Genomic DNA, 3,626 nt, shown 5'->3' on the forward strand with positions numbered 1-3,626 from the left:
ACCCCGTCCTGCAGCCCTTCACCCAAGCCATCAGCCAACTGACCTACCACCAACCCACCATCCCTTTGCTCAGCAACCTCACCGGACAACCCGCCAACGAACACATCACCACCCCCGACTACTGGGCCCAGCACATCCGCCAACCCGTCCACTTCCACCCCGCCATCACCCACATCGCACCTCAAACCGCCGTCTTCCTCGAACTCGGACCCGACCCCATCCTCGCCACCGCAACCCAACACACCCTCCACCACCGGGACAATGAAGCCCCCACCGACCATCCGGGTCCCCTGGTGGCGACCACCCTCACCCGTAAGCGGCCCGACACCCAAGCCCTCACCCACACCCTCGCCCGACTCCACACCGCTGGGGTGGACGTCGACTGGACCGACTGGTTCCCCGCCGACCCGGCTCCGCGGGTGGTCGCATTGCCGACGTACGCCTTCCAGCACCAGCGGTTCTGGCTGGCCCCGCCCGGGGTGCGTACCAGCGGCGACAGTGCGGTCGAGGATTCGGCCGAGGCACAGCTCTGGCATGCCATCGAAGAGCTCGACATCGACACCCTCTCCAGCACTCTCCGGCTGGAGAAGGACAGTCCGGGCATCGACGCCCTGCTGCCCGCACTCCCCGTACTGTCGGCCTGGCGACGACAGCACCGCGAGCAGACCATCATCGACTCCTGGCGCTATCGGACCACCTGGCAGCACCTCCCGGACCCCGCCGCCGTACCGGCCCTGACCGGCACCTGGTTGATCGTCGTTCCCGTCGGCCAGGAAAACCATGCGACGGTCCGGGCCGCCGTCCAGGCTCTGCATGCCCACGGCGCCGCCGCACGTACGCATCCCATCGGCACTCATGACATCGACCGCGCCGCTCTCACCGAACAGCTCGCCCAGCTGACCGGAGACATCGAGCAGCTCGCGGGAGTCGTCAGCCTGCTGGCACTCGACCAGGATCCGCATCCCGACCGCTCCGCGGTCGCTGGCGGACTCGCCGCCACCACCGCGCTCATCCAGGCTCTCGGTGACGCCGAGATCGCCGCACCGCTGTGGTGCCTCACCCAGGGCGCCATCGCCACCAGCCGTACCGATCTCCTCCCCCACCCCGGACAGACGCAGATCTGGGGGCTGGGCCGTGTCGCCGCTCTGGAACATCCGTACCGGTGGGGCGGTCTCATCGATCTGCCCACCACCATCGACCACCACACCCCGAACCGTCTGGCCGCGCTCCTGGTCGCCGGTCAGCCCGAGGACCAGACGGCCATCCGCGCCACCGGGACCTGCGCCCGCCGCCTCACCCACGTCCCCGCCACCGACGACACCACCCCCGAGCCCTGGCTACCGTCCGGCACCACGCTCATCACCGGTGGCACCGGTGGCCTCGGCGCACACATCGCTCGCTGGCTCGCCCACCACGGCGCACCCCACCTCCACCTCACCAGCCGAAGCGGCCCCAACGCCCCCGGCGCCACCCAACTCACCCAAGAACTCACCGCCCTCGGCACCACCGTCACCATCACCGCCTGCGACGTCACCGACCGCACCGCACTCCACCACCTCCTCGACACCATCCCCACCAAACACCCCCTCACCACCGTCATCCACACCGCCGGCACGATGGAACTCGGCCCGATCGCCGAGCTGGACCCGGAGCGGCTGGACCGCGTGCTGCGGCCCAAGGCAGAGGCCGCCGCTCATCTGCATGAGCTCACTCAAGACCTTGACCTCACCGCCTTTGTCCTCTTCTCGTCGAACGCGGCCACATGGGGCAGCGGTCAGCAGGCCGCCTACGCCGCGGCGAACACCTATCTCGATGCCCTCGCCGAACACCGCCGCGCCCGAGGACTATCCGCCACCAGCCTCGCCTGGGGTCCGTGGAGCGAGGCGGGCATGGCCGCCGACCAGAACACCCTCTCCCACCTCAAGCGGCGCGGTCTCTCGCCGCTCACCACCGACCTCGCCATCAAGTCCCTGCATCACGCCCTGACCCATGGCGACACCGTCGTCACCATCGCCGATGTCGACTGGGGGAAGTTCTCCAGCGCCTTCACCGCGCAGCGCCCGAGTCCCTTCCTCACCCGTCTGCCGAAGTCCAGCGCGGAGAACACCGCACCCACGGCCACCGCCGCGGACAGTCCGCTGCGACAGCAGCTCAGCGGCGCCACTGCCGCCCAGCAGCACCAGCTCCTGGTCCGCCATATCCAGACGCTCGCCGCCACCATCCTCGGCCACACCGGTCTCGGCGCGATTCCGCCGACCCAGCCCTTCCAAGAGCTCGGCTTCGATTCGCTCACCGCCGTAGAGCTGCGCAATCAGCTCGTCGCCACCACCGGCCTGCCGCTCGCCCCCGCGCTCGTCTTCGACCACCCCACGCCGAGCGCGCTCGCCACGTATCTGCGCGGCGAACTCATGGGACAGAAGGCGGCGGTCAGCACCAATAAGCCCTCCCCGGCCGCTGCCGACGAGCCCATCGCCATCGTCGGCATGGCGTGCCGCTACCCAGGAGGCGTGCGCTCTCCGGAGGAGCTGTGGGAGCTTGTCGCCGCCGGCCGGGACGCCATCGCCGCGATGCCCACCGACCGTAGCTGGGATCTGAACACACTCTTCGATCCCGACCCCGAACATCTGGGCACGAGCTATGTGCGCGAGGGCGGCTTCCTCTACGACGCGGCCGAGTTCGACGCTGCGTTCTTCGGCATCAGCCCGCGCGAAGCGCTCGCCATGGACCCCCAGCAGCGACTGCTCCTCGAAACCGCCTGGGAGACCTTCGAAAACGCCGGTCTCGACCGGGGCACCCTCAACGGCAGCAACACCGGCGTGTTCGCGGGCGGCACCTATCAAGGCTATGGCGCGTCCGGAAGTTCCTCGGCACAGGAGGTCGAGGGCTATCTGCTCGCGGGCGGTACGCCGAGTGTCATGTCCGGCCGGGTGGCGTACGCATTCGGTCTGGAGGGGCCGGCGGTGACGGTGGACACCGCGTGCTCGTCCTCGCTGGTGGCGATGCATCTCGCAGCCCAGGCCCTGCGCCAGGGCGAGTGCACGATGGCCCTGGCCGGTGGCGTGACGGTGATGGCGACTCCGACCACCTTCATCGAGTTCTCCCGTCAGCGTGGGCTGGCACCCGACGGACGCTGCAAGCCCTTCGGATCGGCGGCCGACGGTACCGGCTGGGGCGAGGGCGCCGGGCTCCTGCTGCTGGAGCGGCTGTCCGACGCCCGCCGCCACGGCCATCGGGTGCTGGCGGTGATCCGGGGCTCTGCCGTCAACCAGGACGGCACGAGCAATGGCCTGACCGCGCCGAACGGGCCCTCACAGCAGCGGGTGATCGGTCAGGCGCTCGCCAATGCCCGGTTGTCACCCGCCGAGGTCGACGTGGTGGAGGGACACGGAACCGGAACCACCTTGGGCGACCCGATCGAGGCCCAGGCGCTGCTGGCCACGTACGGGCAGGAGCGGGCGGACGGCAAGCCGCTGTGGCTCGGCTCCATCAAGTCCAACATCGGCCACACCCAAGCCGCCGCCGGCGTGGCCGGCGTCATCAAAATGGTGATGGCGATGCGGCATGGTCTGCTGCCCGCCTCACTGCACATCGACGCCCCGAGCCGGAATGTGGACTGGAGCGCGGGT

At 69.6% G+C, this 3,626-nt stretch carries 1 protein-coding gene; it reads left to right on the top strand.

Annotated elements, in window-relative coordinates:
* The coding region (locus ABZS71_RS35365) for an SDR family NAD(P)-dependent oxidoreductase (RefSeq protein WP_355860866.1) at positions 1–3,626 on the top strand (3,626 nt) is incomplete at both ends.

This window comes from Streptomyces sp. NPDC005393 (assembly GCF_040606675.1).
In the GTDB taxonomy this organism is placed as follows: domain Bacteria; phylum Actinomycetota; class Actinomycetes; order Streptomycetales; family Streptomycetaceae; genus Streptomyces.